Here is a 16,534-nt window from a genome sequence, read left to right on the forward strand (position 1 = left end):
GTACCTCCAGCGAACTCAGGGTGTGCCGAAGGGCCCGAAGGCCCTGCGGACTTCGGGGTGGATTTAGAAGGAGCCTTCGAAGCTGACCGAAACGGTGCGCTCCTCGCCGATGGTGTAGAACGGCGAACTGCCGAACGCCGAGGCGCTGCCCTGGGAGTAGGTCACGGCGTTGAACTGGGTGGTGCGCACGCCCGACAGGTATTCCTTGTCGAACAGGTTGTTCACCGACAGGCGTACCGCCGCGCTCTTCAGCGCCGTGCCCTGCACCGGCAGGTGCACGCCCAGGTTGAGGTCGGCGATGGCGTAGTCGGGGATGCTCTCGTCGTTGGTCAGGTCGCCGTACTGGCGGCTGACGTACTTGCCGACGATGTTCCCGTAGTACAGGCCGTCGTCGTAGCCCAGGCTCAGGTTGAACATGTTCTTCGGCACGCCGGCCACGGTCTTGCCTTCGGTGGGCAGGTCCACGCCGCGGTAGCGCACGCTGTCCTTCTGCTCGGCCTCGGTATAGGTGTAGGAGGCGTAGTAGTTGAAGTTGTGCGGCAGCAGGCCGCTCCACTCCAGCTCCAGGCCCTGGTTGACCACATTGCCGACGTTGAGCATCACGAAGTCGCCGGCTTCGTCGCGGCTGGAAACCTGGCGGTTCTCGAAGGTCAGGTAGAACAGGGTGGCGCTGAGGGCCATGTCCTCGACCGCGTAGCGCCAGCCGAACTCATGGTTCCAGCTCAGCTCGGGCTCGAGGCTGATGGAGTCGCCCTTGTTGTAGAGCACGTAGTTCGGCGGCGTGCGCATGTTGCGGGTGAGGTTGTAGAAGAGCTGGTTCTCGTCATCCAGCAGGTACTGGGCACTGAAGCTCGGCAGCAGCTCGTGGTAGGTCTTGTTGCGCTTCTCTTTCTTCTCGGTGAGGCTGCCGCGGTTGTCGCCCTTGCGCTCGGAGTAGTCGTAGGCGATGCCGGCGGTCAGGGTCAGGTCCGGGGTCACCGACCAGACGTCCTGGGCGAACAGCTTGTGCGCCGGGGTCACAGTGAAGTAGTTGCGGCCCTGGATCACGTTGCCGTTGGCGTCCCGTGCCTGCTCGGAGTCGTGGTAGCCGGCCCAAATATCCACAGGCTTGCCATCGGGGGTGAGCGGCACGAAGGGCTGGGTCTGGCGCTGACGGGCGCGCTCGTACCAGTAGCCGGTGCTGAAGCTGTGCTCGTCGTTGATGTCCCACTTGATGCTGGTGTTGATGCCGGGGCGCCAGGTCTCGGTGATCGAGGGGCGGTAGTAGAGGCCGCTGTTGGGCGTGCCATCGGCGTTGAGCTGGCCGGAGGTCGGCAGGTTGCCCAGGTCGTAGTTGCCACCGGTGTTGCTGGTGCCACGGTTCAGCGAGTAGGGGCCGGTGAAGCTGCCGAAGCTGCCGCCGTTGGCCCAGTAGTAGTAGGGCGCCACGGTGAGCAGCACGTCGTCGCGCAGCTGGAAGCGGCCGGTCAGCGAGGCGGTGACGTTCTCGAAGGGGTTGCGCATCAGCACCGAGTAGCCGGTGCCACGGGTCACGCCGTTCAGCGAGCTGCCGCTGCCGGTCATGATCTTGCCGTTGCTGTTGTAGCGCGGGTCGTCCAGGTAGTCGAAGTCGCGACCGTAGGTCTTGAACTGGGCCTTGCTGGGGTTCGAGTAGTTGTAGTTTTCCTGCTTGTGGTAGTTGATCACCGCATTCAGGGAGTTGCCTTCGCCATCTTCGAACAGGCTGTTGAGGGTGACCTTGTCGGCACGCAGCACGCCTTCGCCGCGCCACTTGTCACCCTCGGTGTGGGACGCCGAGATGTAGTTGCTGAAGCCGTTGTACTTGCCGGTATTCAGCCGCACGAAGGTCTTGCGCAGGTTGTTGCTGCCGATGGTCTGCTTGCCGAAGACGCCGAAGTCCTTCTCGGGGCGCAGGGTCACCAGGCCGACGTTGCCGCCGGAGGAGCCGATATGCGGCGCGTCGATCTCGGAAGAGCCCTGGGTGGCGAATACTTCGCCGAGGTTCTCCGGGTCGCCCAGCAGGTTCGGGTAGAGGTTGTAGTTGCCCGAGTCGTTCACCGGGATGCCGTCGAGGGAAACACCGACCTGGTCGGAGTTCATCCCGCGCATGGTGAAGTTGAAGCCGCTGAGGCCGCTGGAGTCGTCGCTGGAGACGTTGACCCCCGGCGTGTACTTCAGCTTGTCGATGGCGTTGCCGGTGGCGCTCATCTTGTCCAGCGCTTCCTTGGTCACGGTCGAGCGTGACTTGGGCGCGGACTCAACCACCATCTGGCCATTGCCCAGATTCTGCCCGGTGACTTTCACCTTGCCCACATCAACGGAATCTGCGGACTCTTCAGCGGCCAGCGCCGCCATCGTCCATCCCCCCAGGCCAGCGGCCAGGAACATTGCAAATAACTTATTAAACTTCACGGACCAAACTCCTCGATAAAAAGGAACGCCTTCGTTTATTTGATTAGTTATGGGTACTTGATCACTCGACGTTGTAACTAAAGGTCGCCGTAAATCGTTGTTTGTCTTTTCCCTGGAAGGCTTCGCTCGGGAACGGCGAAACTTTTTCCAATCGACGCAAACTTGTTTGTGCAGCCTTGTTCAGCAACATGTTCGTTGCCTTGCTTTCAATGCCTGCATCCAGGACATTCCCCACTCGGTCCACCAACAGCCAGACCACCACGTTGCCTTCGGGGCGCTGCAACGAAGCCTCGCGACCACGCGGGTATTGCTTGTATTTCTCCAGCTCCTTGCGCAGGGCGGCGGTGTAGACGCTTTCCATCGCCGCGCTGTTGTCGCGGGGCGCGGGCGGCGCCACCGGCACACTCACCGGGGCCGGCGCGGGCGTCGGAGCCGGGGCTGGCGCTGCCTTGGCCACCACGGGCGGCGCGGGCTTGGGCGCCTGCTTGACCACCTGCGGCTTGGGTTTCTCCACCTGCTTCACCACAGGCTTGGGCACCGGTTTGGGGACGGGCTTGGGCTTCGGCGGCTCGATCACCACCGGCTCCTCGACTTCGGGTTCGGGCAGCGGCTCGGGTTCCGGCTGCGGCGCTTCGACCACGGGTTCCGGCTCGGGCGGTGGCGGCATGAAATCGGCCGGATCCACCAGCGCGATTTCCACGGCGCTGTCGTCGTACTTGGGTTTCATCTGCAAGCTCTGCGAACTGGCGGAATAAACGAATACGAGAAGCAGGCAAGCCGCCGGCACACACGCAATGAACTTGCGAGTTCGATAGATAGGAAACATGGTGTCAGGATTTACGCGTGGCGATGGAAACGGAAGAGAAGCCATTGCCCTTGAGCAAGTCCATCACCGCCACCAGGCGCTTAACTTCCACGCCCTGGTCGCTATTGATGATGATGACCAACTTCTCGGCCGTGCCTTCCAGCACTTTCAACTGTTCGACCAGCAGGCTCTCGCTGACATCCTGGCCATCGAGCTGCAATTTCTCTTCCAGGCCCAGGGTGATCACCGCCTTGTTCTGCGGCTTCAACTGCTGGGCATGGGCGGCCGTGGGCAACTGCGTCTTGATGCCCACGGCAGGAATCACGTTGAGACTCACCAGCACGAAAAACACCAGCAGGAACATCATCACATCGATCATCGGGATGATCTCGATGTGGGCCTTCTTCTTCTTCGCAACGTCCCAGCTACGCATGAGGACACAACCTCCCACAGTCATCAGCGATGGGCGGCCGCAACCTGCCCTCATTTGATCCTGACCATCAACGCAGGATTGGCGCGAATGATGGCGAGTTCATGTAACGCTTTGATGACAGCACGGAGCGTGCCAGGAACTGACTTCACAATCAGAATTGAAATAAGCGTTTGATTGGCGGGCCCCGCAGCAGAGCCACAGGACTCTGAGCGGTGAACACACTCACATCGGCCAATGCCCCAATCTGGCGACTTCATCGAGAAGGCCGCACCAAGTTGTCTCAACAGACAGGATCAAGAGCTGATCGTCCGACAATTTATCAACCTGTCATCTGCGTCAGGTTTCATGGGGCAGCCGCCGCCCGTGCCGGACGCCCTTCCGGGCCCGTGGCGGCATGCCGGTTGCTAGCCAACCGACGAGCAAACCCATCGATGGAGTACGCAATGCGCAAGACGATCCACGCCCTGGCCCTCGCTGTCGCGGCAGCCTTCCCCACCGCCTTGCTGGCGGAGGAGGTACTGCCTTCGGAGGTGCACTGGGTTTCGGTAGAAGAGATCGGCGGCAGCCTGTCGGGGCAGGCGCCCATCAGCGTCGGTTTCGATATCGACGACACGCTGCTGTTTTCCAGTCCCTGCTTCTATCACGGCAAGCAGAAGTACTCGCCAGGCAGTGACGCCTACCTGCACGACATGCGCTTCTGGCAGGAAACCAATGGCGGTTGCGACCGCTACTCGCTGCCCAAGGAGGTAGGGCACAGGCTGATCGACCTGCACCAGGCCCGGGGCGACCGCATCTTCTTCATCACCGGCCGGCCGAGCACGCCCGGGGAGAAGCTCAGCGAGATCCTCCAGCAGACCTTCGCCATCAAGGCGATGAACCCGGTGATCTTTTCGTCCGGCCCGGAGAAGGCCGCGTTCATCCGCCAGCAGGGCATCGCGCTCTACTACGGCGATTCGGACAGCGACATCCGCTCGGCGCGGGACGCCGGCATCCGCGGCGTGCGGGTGATGCGTGCCGCCTCCTCGACCAACCAGCCGCTACCGGAGAACGGCGCGCTGGGCGAGGAGGTGATCATCGATTCGGATCACTGAGCCGGCTTCATCCGCTCGCGCAGGTCGGCACAGTGATCCTTGGCCGGCAGCGCGGCGGTGTACCAGACGTAGTCGGCGCTGCCGGGCTTCACGGTCTTGCCGGCCTCGGCGAGGATCAGCACCGCACTGCCCTCCCCCGCACCGAGATCGGCCAGGTGCAGCGGCACGCCCAGGTCGCGGCGCACATGGAAGGCACCGGCGAACAGCAACGCCGGTTGCGGGGCCGCCAGCAGGCGCTCGGTCATGCGCCGGTCACGCTGCTGCTGCACGGCGAGCATGGCCGGGAACTGGCTCTCCGGCAGCAGCCCGCAATGGGATTCGCGGATTTGCTCGCGCAGGGCGCCCTGCACGGTGGCCGTGGTCGAGGCGGTGCCGCTGAGCGCTGGCTGCTCACCGTAGATGCGCATGATCTCGCTGCGATCCAGGTTCGCCGCCAGCAGCGGGTAAGGCTGGGCCAGCGCATGGCGCACGATCGTGCCGTACAGCGCCCAGTCCCAGTTCTTCTGCCAGGCCAGCGCGCTTTCCAGCTCACCTTCGCGGGCGCCGGAACGGATGCGTGCGTGCACGGCATCCACCTTGGCCTGCTGGTCGGGGTTGAGCATTTCCAGCAGCAGGCTGCCCTGGCTGCGGCGGCCTTCCAGCGCCTGTAGCAGCCACAGCTGCAGGGCGTGGTGGTCGGGGTTGTCGTGCTGCTCACCCACCAGCACGCGCGGCGCCTCGGCGAGACGGTCGAGCAATTGCTGCGGGCTCAGGGTTTCGCCACTGCGCAGGTCGCGGATCACACCGAGATCGGCATGCTGGCGGGCCTCCGGGCTCTGCCACTGCGGCAAGGGCGGGGTGGCCTGGCACGCCGCCAGGGACGCGATGATGAGCAGGAGAAGCAGACGCATGGATGGATTCCTCGGGTTCGTTCAGCGCGCGACGATCAGGGGATGGCCGCGTTCCGGATGGCGCTGCACCAGCACGTCGAGGCCGAACACGGCCTTCAGCGGCTCGGGTTGCAGCACCTCGTCCGGCGTGCCCAGCACATGGGGGCGCCCGTCGCAGAGCAGCAGCAGGCGGTCGCAGTAGCGCGCTGCCAGGTTGAGATCATGAAGGATCACCAGCACTGCGGCGCCACGCCCGGCGAAATCGCGCACCGCCTGCAGGGTGGTGTGTTGGTGCAGGGGGTCGAGCATGGAGGTGGGCTCGTCCAGCAACAGGTGCTGCCCTTCCGCGCCCGGCCACAGTTGCGCCAGCACCCGTGCCAGGTGCACACGCTGGCGCTCGCCGCCGGAGAGTGCGAGGTAGCTGCGCCCGGCCAGGTGCGCGGCATCGGCCGCCTCCAGGGCTTCGCCGATGATTTCCGCATCGCGCACGCGGCCCGTCGCGTGGGGCAGGCGGCCCATGCCGACCACTTCCTCGACGCGGAAGCCGAAGTTAAGGGTGGAGCTCTGCGGCAACACTGCCAGGCGTTGGGCACGCTGCGGGCCGGTCCACTCGGCAAGCGGCCGCTGCTCCAGGCTGACCTGGCCAGCGGCCAGGCTCAGCTCGCCGCTCAGGGCGCCGAGCAGGGTGCTCTTGCCCGCGCCGTTGGGGCCGAGCACGCCCAGCACTTCGCCGGGCCGCAGCTCCAGGTCCACGCCCGCCAGCACTACAGTGCTGCCACGGTGCACTTCAAGCTGTTCGACACGCAGCATCAGTGACGCCCCCGCAGCAGCAGATAGAGGAAGAAGGGTGCGCCGATCAGCGCGGTGACGATGCCGATGGGCATCTCCGCCGGCGCCAGCACCAGGCGCGCGGCCAGGTCGGCGAACAACAGCAGGCTGGCACCGGCCAACGCCGAGGCCGGCAGCAGGACACGGTGATCCGGCCCGGCGACCAGGCGCACCAGGTGCGGCACCACCAGGCCGATGAAGCCGATCAGCCCCGCAGCGGCCACCGCAGCACCGACGCCCAGCGCCGTGCACAGCACCAGTTCGCGCTTGAGCTTCTCGACTTCGAAGCCCAGGTGACGCGCCTCGGACTCGCCCAGCAGCAAGGCGTTCAGCGCCTTGGCCCGGCGCGGCAGCCACAGCGCCACCGCGCCGGTGATCAGCAGCAGCGGCCACAGCCGTGCATAGCTGGCGCCGTTGAGGCTGCCCAGGTTCCAGAAGGTCAGGGTGCGCAGGGTGGCGTCGTCCGCCAGGTAGGTGAACAAACCGATGCAGGCGAAGGCCAGGGCGTTGAGGGCGATACCGGCGAGCAGCATGGTCACCACGCTGGTCTGCCCGTCGCGACGGCCAAGGCGGTAGACCAAAGCGGTCACCCCCAGGCCACCGGCGAAGGCACAGGCGGAAAGCAGGTAGGGCGCGATGTTCTCGGACAGCCCGCCGAGGGCCGCACCGCCGACGATGGCCACCGCCGCGCCGAGGGCCGCACCGCTGGAAACGCCGACCAGGCCGGGGTCCGCCAGCGGGTTGCGGAACAGGCCCTGCATCGCCACGCCGGACAGCGCCAGCACCGCGCCAACGGCAAGGCCCAGCAAGGTACGCGGCAGGCGGATCTGCCCGAGGATCAGTTCGGCCTGCTCCAGGCCTTCGGGCGCCAGGGGCATCCCGGCCAGGCGCAGGGCGGCACGCAGGGTGTCGCCCAGGGGCAGGCTCACCGGGCCGAGGGCCAGGGACAGCCAGAGGGCGAGCGCGAGCAAGGCGCCCAGTGCGATGAACAGTGGGCGCGAATGTACAGCTGAGGTCATGGCTGGTTCTGGCTGTTAGCGGTCAGGGCTGGAGCCTGAGGATAAAAGCCTGCGGACAGCGCAGCCACTCCATCCGGCAGGCGCGGGCCGAGGCCACCCACCAGCAGGGTCGGGTCCAGCGGCAGCAGGCGGCCCTGCTTGCCGGCGCGGGTCATGGCCAGGGCGGGGTTCTGCTTGAGCAGCGCAGCCTTGGCTTCCTCGCCTTCGAGACGGCGATCGGCGAACACCACCACGTCCGGGTCCAGTGCCGCCAGCGCCTCGTTGGAGATCGCCTTGTAGCCGAGGTGATCGGTGATGTTCTGGCCACCGGCCTGTTCGATGATCCAGGCGGCGGCGGTGTCCTTGCCGGCGGACATGGGGTTGCTGCCGGCATGGCCGAGCAGCAGCAGGACGCGCGGCGCCTTCTGCGTGCGCTGGGTCTCGGCGACCCACTTGGCCTGCTGCTCGAAGCGCTGGCTGTAGTCGGCGAAGACCTTTTGCGCACGGGCCTCGTCACCCAGCAGGCCGCCGATCAGCTTGAGGTTCTTCTCCAGCACCGGCAGCTCGGCCTTGGAGGGCAGTAGCTCGATGCGCACACCCGCGGCCTTGACCTGCTCGATCACCGGCGGCGGGCCCATTTCCTCGGTACCCAGCAGCATGTCCGGGCGCAGCGAGAGAATGCCCTCGGCGGCCAGCTGGCGCTGGTAGCCGATGCTCGGCAGCGACTTCAGCGAGGCGGGGTTGAGGCTGGTGGTGTCGACGCCCACCAGCTTGCTTTCGCCACCCAGCGCCACTACCCACTCACTGAGAGAGCCGCCGGCACTGACCCAGCGTTGCGGCAGCGGATCGGCGGCCAGCGCCGCTTGGCTCAGGAACAGGCCAGCGCACAGGCCGGCAAGGGAAACAGCAACACGCATCCTATGACTCCTTCAGATTCAGGCGGAACGACGCCCCGGCATGGGCGGGGCGTCGGGGTGGATCGGGCCGGGGCTCGGCCAGGCGTCAGAGCGCTGGGGCGGTCTCGGCCAGGGCACGCCAGTCTTTACGCTCCGGGATGCCCGGCTTGCGCGCGCCGAACAGTTGTACCACCAGTTCGCCCTCGGCATCGAAGGCTTCCCAACTGGTGATCACGCCGTCGCTGCTGGGCTTGCGCACGCGCCACAGCTCGGTCACGCCCGGGGTCTTCAGGTGCAGGTTGAACTCGGGGTCGAGCACGTTGAACCAGGTGTCCATCCACTTCAGGTTCTGCACCGGGCCGCTGTGGATCTGGATGCAGTGGCGGTTGCCGACGAACACCATGATCGGAATTTCCTTCTCGCCAGCCGCTTCCAGCAGGCGCGGCAGCTCGGCGGTGTCCAGCTTCTCGGCCCATTCGGTGCCGGCCAGGCGCAGGGCCTGGGTGCGTGCCGCGCCGTGCTTCTTCAGCAGGGCGAAGAAGTGGTGGGTGTCCTTCAGGGTGGACCAGCCTTCACGCAGGCTGGCGACGTCGATCTCGGCATCGGGCTTGACCGGCTCGGCGGCGGGCAGCGGCTGCAGGTCCAGCTCGGTGCTCTGCTCCTCGGCCTGGAAACGCTCGACCAGCGGCGCCCAGGCAGCGACCTCGCTGCGCTCGGTGAGGAACACCTTGTGCACGGCCACGCCCTGCTTGTCGAAGACCTGGATGCTGCGCTGAGTGCCGCGCGGGGTCTCTTCGGCGACGGCGAACACGCTGGACCAGCCACCGAGGAACAGGCGCAGGTCGATGTCGGCGGACACCACCAGGCCCATCTGCCCGTTGGCCATCACCGACACGTCGCGGTAGACGCCCTTGCGCTCATGCACGCAATGTTCGTTGCGGGTCAGCGCCATGATGTGGCCCAGCTCACCCAGCGCGGGCAGCAGGCTCGCCCACTCGGGGCGCAGGCGCACGGCATCCACGCCCAGGCGGCTGGCGGTGAGCTCGCCCTCGCTGACCGAGAGGCGCTCGGCGGCGTCACGGGCGCGCAGGCGCGGCTCTTCGCCACGCAGCGTCTGCCAGGCCTGGTACAGGGCGGGGCCCGCCGTGGCGGTTTGGGTGAGGGCAGTCATGGTGTCACTCCTTCAGGATCAACGGCTCGCCGTAAGGGCGAATTCAATGGGTATTCTCACGCGGCTCGGTACCGGCTCGCCGTCCTGGACCTCGGGACGGAAGCGCCAGCTGGCGACCGCGCTCATGGCCGCTTCGTCGAGGCTCTCGATGCCTGACGAACGCAGCAATTTCATCTCCCGCAGCCCGCCGCGCTCGTCCAGGCGGACCTCCACCAGGACCACGCCCTGCTGGTTGCGACGACGCGCCTGGGCCGGGTAGATCGGGGGCTTGGGCGGTGTAAGAAAGGAAGGCTGGTCGATGACCACCTCGGCCTTCGGCAACTTGGCGGCGATGGCGACCTGCTGGGCAGGTGCCGGCTGCGGGGCGGCGCTGGGCGCCGACGCTGCGGCGTGCGCCACGCTCGGCTCGCTGCTGGGGCGGGATTGCGGACGCGGCTGCGGCTTGGGCTCGACGCGAGCGACCTTGCGCGCGGGGGCTTCGGGGCTGACCAGGCGCGGCTTGATGGCAATGGGCTTGGCCTCCGCTACCGGGCGGCCCTGCGGCTCCACCTTGCGAGGAGCCGGTGCCGGACGCGCGACGGGCTCAGCCACGGCAGGCGCCGGCTCGGCCAGGCTGACCAGGTGCACCACGTCCGCCCGGGCCTCTCCCCGGGCGATAGCCGGCTCCGCCCGCAGGTCGTGCAGGAGCCATGCAAGCCCCGCGTGCGCGACAAGCGACAGCGCGAGACAGAGTGGGATACGCGGCATTTTCAAGCCCGAACACATAAATACGAATCAATTTGATAATTGTTTGCATTTGACTGTCAACCTCATTATGTTCGCCACCGATGCCAATCTGCGATCACCAGAGAGGCCGGCGAAAGCGATGGTCAGGACGGCCATCGGGAAAGGCACCCGCGGCATGACGCCCGTGGCCCCGAGCCACACCAGAAGTGCCCGGCCGGTCCCTGGTTGCGCCTTGAACCCGGGAGTCCATCCATGTCGCTTCGCCCCCCCTTCGCCCGCCGCCCCTGGCTGGCCTTGCTTCTTCTTTCCCCCTCTCTCGCCCTGGCTGCGGAAAAAACCGCGACCCAGTTCGACACCGTCACCGTCACCGCCACCCGCAGCGAGCAGACGCTCGACCAGGTGCCAAACACCGTGTCGGTAATGACTGAACGAGAGATCGACCAGAAGAACGTAAAAAATATTCAGGATCTGGTGCGTTACGAGCCGGGGGTATCCGTTGGCGGAACGGGCAGCCGCTTCGGCCTGTCCGGTTTCACCATCCGCGGCATCGGTGGCAACCGCGTGCTGACCCAGGTGGACGGTGTGAGCATGCCGGACGCCTTTTCCTTCGGCGGCTTCCTCAGCGCTCAGCGCGATTACGTGGACCCGGACACCCTCAAGCAGGTGGAGATCATCCGTGGCCCGGCCAGCTCGCTGTACGGCAGCGACGCCATCGGCGGCGCGGTGAGCTTCCTCACCAAGGATGCGGCCGACTACCTGGACGAGGGCGATGACGCCTACGCCCGCCTGAAGACCGGCTACGACGGCTCCGACGACAGCTGGCTGCGCAGCACCACCCTCGCCGCCCGCCAGGGCAACCTCGATGGCCTGGTGCACATCGGCCGCCGCACCGGCCAGGCACTGGACACCCAGGGCGCCATCAGTGGCATAGGCGCGACCCGCGAGGAAGCCAACCCGGTCGACTACACCACCGACAACCTGCTCACCAAGCTCGGCTGGAACTACGCCGAAGGCCAGCGCCTGCAGCTGACCTACGAGCGTTACCAGGACGACACCGACACCAAGGTCCTGAGCAACTACAGCAACACCGCCACCATCCGTACCCAGGATGCGCGCGACAGCGTCGACCGCGAACGCTATTCCCTGCTGCACACCCTGCAGCTGGACAACCCCATAGCGGACAACGTGCAGAACCAGCTCAGCTACCAGGACAGCCAGACCCGCCAGCGTACCTACGAGAACCGCGTCGTCACGGGTTCGGCGCGCTTCCGTACCCGCGATTCCCACTACGAGGAAAAGCTCTGGGTGCTCAACAGCAAGCTGGACAAATCCTTCAGCATCGCCGGCAGCCGGCACACCCTGGTCTACGGCACCGACCTCAAGCGCCTGAAGAACACCGACCTGCGCGAAGGCGGCGAAACCGTCATCGCCACCGGGGTCAACACGCCGGTCCTGCCGACCAGCGACTTCCCGGACCCGACCACCAACGAATACGCGGCTTTCGTCCAGGACAACATCGAGATCGGCCGCTGGACCCTGCTGCCGGGCCTGCGCTACGACTATTACGAGATGAAGCCGCACGCCACCGCACGCTACCTCAACAGCCAGGCGACCGACGCCAACCCGAGCAATTTCACCGACTCGGCCGTATCGCCCAAGTTCGGCGTGACCTACCAGGTCGACGACCAGCACAGCGTCTACGGCCAGTACGCCGCCGGCTTCCGCGCCCCGCAGGCGATCGAGATCTTCGGTGAGTTCGTCAACCCGGGCATGTACCGCACCCTGGCCAACACCAACCTCAAGGCCGAGACCAGCGACAGCTTCGAGCTGGGCCTGCGCGGCAAGTACGAGATCGGCAGCTTCGGCGCCGCGCTGTTCTACAACCGCTACGACGACTTCATCGAGCAGGTGTCCCGCCCCTCCAGCGTGCCGGGCTTCCCCTTCGGCGAGTTCCAGTACGTCAACCGCGACCGGGTGACCATCCGTGGCTTCGAAGCCAAGGGCGAGCTCTTCCTCGACAAGCTCGGCATGCCGGCCGGCTGGCGCGCCATGAGCTCAGTCGCCTACGCACGCGGCAAGGACGAAGGCACTGGCCAGCCGATCAACAGCGTCGACCCGCTCAAGGGGGTCTTCGGCCTGGGTTATGCACAGCCCAGCGGCAAGTTCGGCGGTGACCTGAGCTGGACCCTGGTGGCGGCCAAGGAACGTATCGACCGCACCCAGACTGCCGGCCAGTACCAGCCCTCGGGCTACGGCCTGCTGGACCTGAACGGCTGGTGGCAGGTCACCGAGGAGTTCTCGGTCAACGCCGGCCTGTTCAACATCACCGACAAGGACTACTGGCAGTGGGGCGATGTACGCGGGCTGACCGAGAACAGCCCCAGCCTGCAGCGCTACACCCAGCCCGGCCGCCACGCCGCGGTCAACCTGGTGTGGGAGATCTGACCCCGTTCAGCGCAAGGACGCGCACCCTCTTGGCAATCCACGGCAGCGCGGGATAATACCCGCCTGCCGTGGAGACGCCGATGATCCTGCTATGCCGCCCCGACGAACTGGCCGAAGGCCAGAGCCGGGGCTTTCTGATCGATGACCTGAAGCTGCTGCTGGTGCGCCGGGAGGGCCGGGTCCATGCCTACGAAAACCGCTGCCCGCACCGGGGCATTCCCCTGGAATGGCAACCGGACCGCTTTCTCGACGACAGCGGCAGCCTGATCCAGTGCGCCACCCACGGCGCACTGTTCCTTATCGAATCCGGTGAATGCGTGGCCGGGCCTTGCGCTGGGGAGTCCCTGCGCGCCCTTGAATGCAGTGAAGATGACAGGGGCATCTGGCTGGCGCGCTAGCCGAGCACCTGCAACTTGCGCTGCAGCACCAGCCCTTCAGGGCTGACCTCGGTGCCATAGGCGAGCACCTCCACCCCGGCGGCCTTGGCGTCGGCCAGCGCTGCGGCGTAAGCCGGGTCGATCTCCACCGCTGCGCGCACGGCCTCGATGCCGGAGAGGTTGACGCAATAGAACTGCACCGCGCGCATGCCCTGGCGCGCCAGCGCTGCCAGCTCGCGCAGGTGCTTGCTGCCCCGCACCGTGACGGCATCGGGGAAGGCCGCCACAGCGGTGCCGTCGAAGCCCAAGGTCACGCTTTTCACTTCCACGAACACCTCGCCCGTCGGGTAGTCCAGGCGGAAGTCGGCGCGGCTGTTTTCCACGCCGTAGGCGACCTCGCGCTTGAGCGCGGTGAAGCCGGCCAGTTCGGGAATCAGGTCGGCGCGCAGGGCTTCCTCGACCAGGGCGTTGGCCCGTGCGGTGTTCACACAGGCCAGGCGCCCCTGGGGCGTTTCGGTGATTTCCCAGGTGCCGGGGAGCTTGCGCTTGGGGTCGTTGGAGCGGCTGAACCAGACACGGCAGCCTTCGCTCATGCAGTTGAGCATCGAGCCGGTGTTCGGGCAGTGGATGGTCAGCAGCTCGCCGTCGAGGGTCTCGATATCGGCGAGGAAGCGCTTGTAGCGACGCAGCAGGCGGCCCTGCTCCAGGGGCGGCTCGAACTTCATGCCGTCAGTGCCGCCCAGGTTTTCAGGCCACGGGCGATGCGCTGCACCGCTTCTTCCAGGCGCGGCAGGCTCTGGGTGTAGGCGAAACGCACATGCTGGTTGGCCAGGTGACGGCCGAAATCCAGGCCCGGGGTGAAGGCCACGTGCTCGGTTTCGATGAAGTGCCGGCAGAAGGCGTAGGCGTCCTGGGTGAAGGCGGAAACATCTGCATATAGATAGAAGGCGCCTTCGGGCTCGACGGCAATGCGGAAGCCCAGCTCACGCAGGGCGGGCAGCAGGTAGTCGCGACGGCGGGCGAACTCGATGCGCCGCTCTTCGAGTATCGCCAAGGTATCCGGCTCGAAGCAGGCCAGGGCAGCGTGCTGGGCCATGGAGGGGGCGCTGATGTAGAGGTTCTGCGCCAGTTTCTCCAGCTCGGGCACCGCGTCCGCCGGCGCCACCAGCCAGCCGAGCCGCCAGCCGGTCATGCCGAAATACTTGGAGAAGCTGTTGAGCACGAAGGCGTCGTCATCCACTTCCAGCACGCTGGCGGCATCCACGCCGTAGGTGAGGCCGTGGTAGATCTCGTCGACCACCAGGTGCCCGCCCTTGGCCTTCAGCGCGGCGGAAAGGCCGCCCAACTCGTCGCGGGTGAGCAGCGTGCCGGTGGGGTTGGCGGGCGAGGCGACCAGGGCGCCGACGCTGTCGCCATCCCAGTAGCGCTCCACCAGGTTCGGGGTGAGCTGGTAGCGGCTTTCGGGGCCGACCGGCACCAGTTGCGCCGCGCCTTCCACCAGGCGCAGGAAGTGACGATTGCAGGGGTAGCCCGGGTCGGCGAGCAGCCAGTGGCGGCCCGGGTCGACCAGCAGGCTCGCGGCCAGCAACAAAGCCCCCGAACCGCCGGGAGTAATCAGGATGCGTTCGGGGTCGATATCCAGGTCGTAGCGATCGCCATAGAACCCGGCGATGGCGCTGCGCAGTTGCGGCAGGCCCCGTGCGGCGGTGTAGCGCGTGTGGCCGGCGGCCAGGGCAGCCTGCCCCGCCTGGACGATGGGCGCGGCGGTGGTGAAGTCCGGCTCGCCGATCTCCAGGTGGATGACGTCATGCCCCTGGGCCTGCAACTCGTTGGCGCGAGCCAGCAGGGCCATCACGTGGAAGGGTTCTATGGCACGGCTGCGTGCACTGTATGACTGGGCCATCGGCCTTCCTTTATTAACGCAAAGAGCGGATTCTACCGAATGGTCCGGGAAGGCTGCAGCAACCAAGATAACTGGGAGTAGCGTGCCCGGAGTCGATCTGGTAAGTTCGCCCGCTTGCAGTCGCAGGGCCGGGTTACCGGCGATGGACCAGAACCTGCGCAATGGATTAGAGAAAGTGAGAGGCGGCCATTCATGCCCACCAAAGCTAAGCAACAGAGCAGCCAACTGATCCGTGGTTTCGAGCCCTATCAGGAAACCAAGGGTGAGGAATACATGAGTGATCGCATGCGCGCTCACTTCACCAGCATCCTCAACAAGTGGAAGGTTGAGCTGATGGAAGAAGTGGATCGTACCGTGCACCACATGCAGGACGAAGCCGCTAACTTCCCCGATCCGGCCGACCGCGCCAGCCAGGAAGAAGAATTCAGCCTGGAACTGCGTGCCCGCGACCGCGAGCGCAAGCTGATCAAGAAGATCGACGAGACCCTGCAGCTGATCGAAGACAACGATTACGGCTGGTGCGACTCCTGCGGCGTCGAGATCGGCATCCGCCGCCTCGAAGCACGCCCCACCGCTACGCTCTGCATCGATTGCAAGACGCTGGCGGAGATCAAGGAAAAGCAACTCGGTTCCTGATCCCAGAACGGGGCGCTTCGGCGCCCCGTTTCGTTTCAGCAGGCCCGCATCCCAATGAGCTCCCCCGCCTACATCGGCCGCTTCGCCCCTACACCCAGCGGCTATCTGCATTTCGGCTCCCTTGTCGCCGCCCTCGCTTCCTACCTCGACGCCCGCGCCGTGGGTGGCCGCTGGCTGCTGCGTATGGAGGACCTCGACCCACCCCGTGAAGTGGCCGGCGCCCAGGACGCGATACTGCGCACCCTGGAAAGCTACGGCTTCGAGTGGGACGGTGAACGGGTGCGCCAGAGCGATCGCCACGACGTCTATGCCCAGGTGATCGACCGCCTGTTCGACCAGGGCCTGGCCTATGCCTGCACCTGCTCGCGCAAGCAGCTCGAAGGCCACCAGGGCGTCTACCCCGGCTTCTGCCGCAATGCACTGCATCCCCAGCACGACGCCGCGATCCGCCTGCGCGTGCCGGAGCTGATCTATGGCTTCACCGACCGCGTGCAGGGCGAGTTCCGCCAGCACCTGGGGCGTGAAGTCGGCGATTTCGTCATCCGCCGTCGCGATGGCCTCTACGCCTACCAACTGGCAGTCGTGCTCGACGACGCCTGGCAGGGCATGACCGATGTGGTGCGCGGCGCCGACCTGCTCGACTCCACGCCGCGCCAGCTGTACCTGCAGGAGCTGCTGGGCCTGCCGCAGCCGCGCTACCTGCACGTGCCGCTGATCATCCAGCCGGACGGCCACAAGCTGGGTAAGTCCTACCGCTCCCCACCGCTGCAGACCGACCAGGCCGCCCCGCTGCTCAACCGCGCACTCCGCGCACTGGGCCAGCGCCCCCCGCAAGAGCTCGCCGACGCCAGCGCGCGCGAGGTGCTGGACTGGGGCATCGCCAACTGGGACGCCACGCGCATCCCCGGCAGCCGCACCCTGGCCGAAGCGCAATTGCGCTAGGC

General features: G+C 66.3%; 16 protein-coding genes. 5 read left to right on the forward strand and 11 right to left on the reverse strand.

Features of this window, described 5'->3' with window-relative positions; translation table 11 throughout:
* Window positions 1-63: 63 nt before the first annotated feature.
* The 3 genes from PI990_RS27350 to PI990_RS27360 form a co-directional block, all read right to left on the reverse strand.
* The gene (locus PI990_RS27350) at window positions 64-2,412 is read right to left on the reverse strand and encodes a TonB-dependent receptor family protein (protein WP_271659056.1); all 2,349 of its coding nucleotides are present in this window, start codon (window positions 2,410-2,412) and stop codon (window positions 64-66) included.
* A gap of 61 nt (window positions 2,413-2,473) precedes the next feature.
* On the reverse strand, window positions 2,474-3,238 hold the full coding sequence (locus tag PI990_RS27355) for an energy transducer TonB family protein (protein ID WP_271659057.1): 765 nt from the start codon (window positions 3,236-3,238) through the stop codon (window positions 2,474-2,476).
* 4 nt (window positions 3,239-3,242) lie between these two features.
* Window positions 3,243-3,650 (reverse strand): ExbD/TolR family protein, encoded by a 408-nt coding sequence (locus PI990_RS27360; RefSeq protein ID WP_263404309.1) that lies wholly within the window; start codon window positions 3,648-3,650, stop codon window positions 3,243-3,245.
* Between the two features lie 443 nt (window positions 3,651-4,093).
* Between PI990_RS27360 and aphA the strand changes: the two genes are divergently transcribed.
* On the forward strand, window positions 4,094-4,741 hold the full coding sequence (aphA, locus tag PI990_RS27365; RefSeq protein WP_184490972.1) for an acid phosphatase AphA: 648 nt from the start codon (window positions 4,094-4,096) through the stop codon (window positions 4,739-4,741).
* On the opposite strand, the gene PI990_RS27370 is transcribed toward aphA, so the two are convergent.
* From PI990_RS27370 to PI990_RS27395, 6 genes are all read right to left on the reverse strand, one after another.
* Entirely contained in the window at window positions 4,735-5,631 is an 897-nt protein-coding gene (locus tag PI990_RS27370; protein WP_271659058.1) for a ChaN family lipoprotein, read from the reverse strand. The genes aphA and PI990_RS27370 overlap by 7 nt on opposite strands.
* 21 nt (window positions 5,632-5,652) lie before the next feature.
* On the reverse strand, window positions 5,653-6,420 hold the full coding sequence (locus PI990_RS27375; RefSeq protein ID WP_271659059.1) for a heme ABC transporter ATP-binding protein: 768 nt from the start codon (window positions 6,418-6,420) through the stop codon (window positions 5,653-5,655).
* A complete protein-coding gene (locus tag PI990_RS27380; protein ID WP_263404313.1) occupies window positions 6,420-7,457 on the reverse strand; it encodes a FecCD family ABC transporter permease in 1,038 nt (345 codons plus the stop codon). Before PI990_RS27380 ends, PI990_RS27375 begins: the two co-directional genes overlap by 1 nt.
* Entirely contained in the window at window positions 7,454-8,353 is a 900-nt protein-coding gene (locus PI990_RS27385; protein ID WP_271659060.1) for a heme/hemin ABC transporter substrate-binding protein, read from the reverse strand. The genes PI990_RS27380 and PI990_RS27385 overlap by 4 nt, the downstream gene beginning before the upstream one ends.
* An 85-nt stretch (window positions 8,354-8,438) precedes the next feature.
* Window positions 8,439-9,503, reverse strand: a complete 1,065-nt coding sequence (locus PI990_RS27390; RefSeq protein ID WP_271659061.1) for a hemin-degrading factor — start codon at window positions 9,501-9,503, stop codon at window positions 8,439-8,441.
* 18 nt (window positions 9,504-9,521) lie between these two features.
* The gene (locus PI990_RS27395; protein ID WP_271659062.1) at window positions 9,522-10,130 is read right to left on the reverse strand and encodes an energy transducer TonB; all 609 of its coding nucleotides are present in this window, start codon (window positions 10,128-10,130) and stop codon (window positions 9,522-9,524) included.
* 351 nt (window positions 10,131-10,481) lie between these two features.
* Here PI990_RS27395 and PI990_RS27400 point away from each other — a divergent pair, with 351 nt between their 5' ends.
* Both PI990_RS27400 and PI990_RS27405 read left to right on the forward strand, forming a co-directional pair.
* Complete coding sequence (locus PI990_RS27400; protein ID WP_271659063.1) at window positions 10,482-12,674, forward strand: TonB-dependent hemoglobin/transferrin/lactoferrin family receptor; 2,193 nt, start codon at window positions 10,482-10,484, stop codon at window positions 12,672-12,674.
* Between the two features lie 80 nt (window positions 12,675-12,754).
* Window positions 12,755-13,072 (forward strand): Rieske (2Fe-2S) protein, encoded by a 318-nt coding sequence (locus PI990_RS27405; RefSeq protein ID WP_184490995.1) that lies wholly within the window; start codon window positions 12,755-12,757, stop codon window positions 13,070-13,072.
* Here PI990_RS27405 and sfsA read toward each other — a convergent pair.
* Window positions 13,069-13,776, reverse strand: a complete 708-nt coding sequence (sfsA, locus tag PI990_RS27410) for a DNA/RNA nuclease SfsA (protein WP_271659064.1) — start codon at window positions 13,774-13,776, stop codon at window positions 13,069-13,071. The two genes, PI990_RS27405 and sfsA, sit on opposite strands and share 4 nt — an antisense overlap.
* Window positions 13,773-14,954, reverse strand: a complete 1,182-nt coding sequence (locus tag PI990_RS27415) for a pyridoxal phosphate-dependent aminotransferase (RefSeq protein WP_271659065.1) — start codon at window positions 14,952-14,954, stop codon at window positions 13,773-13,775. Before PI990_RS27415 ends, sfsA begins: the two co-directional genes overlap by 4 nt.
* 192 nt (window positions 14,955-15,146) lie before the next feature.
* On the opposite strand from PI990_RS27415, the gene dksA reads away from it, so the two are divergent.
* Both dksA and gluQRS read left to right on the forward strand, forming a co-directional pair.
* Window positions 15,147-15,590, forward strand: a complete 444-nt coding sequence (gene dksA / locus PI990_RS27420) for an RNA polymerase-binding protein DksA (RefSeq protein WP_015478905.1) — start codon at window positions 15,147-15,149, stop codon at window positions 15,588-15,590.
* Window positions 15,591-15,644: 54 nt separating this feature from the next.
* A complete protein-coding gene (gluQRS, locus tag PI990_RS27425) occupies window positions 15,645-16,532 on the forward strand; it encodes a tRNA glutamyl-Q(34) synthetase GluQRS (protein ID WP_271659066.1) in 888 nt (295 codons plus the stop codon).
* Window positions 16,533-16,534: the final 2 nt, after the last annotated feature.

Origin of the sequence: Pseudomonas sp. TUM22785 (assembly GCF_028198105.1) — a bacterium.
GTDB lineage: Bacteria > Pseudomonadota > Gammaproteobacteria > Pseudomonadales > Pseudomonadaceae > Metapseudomonas > Metapseudomonas solani.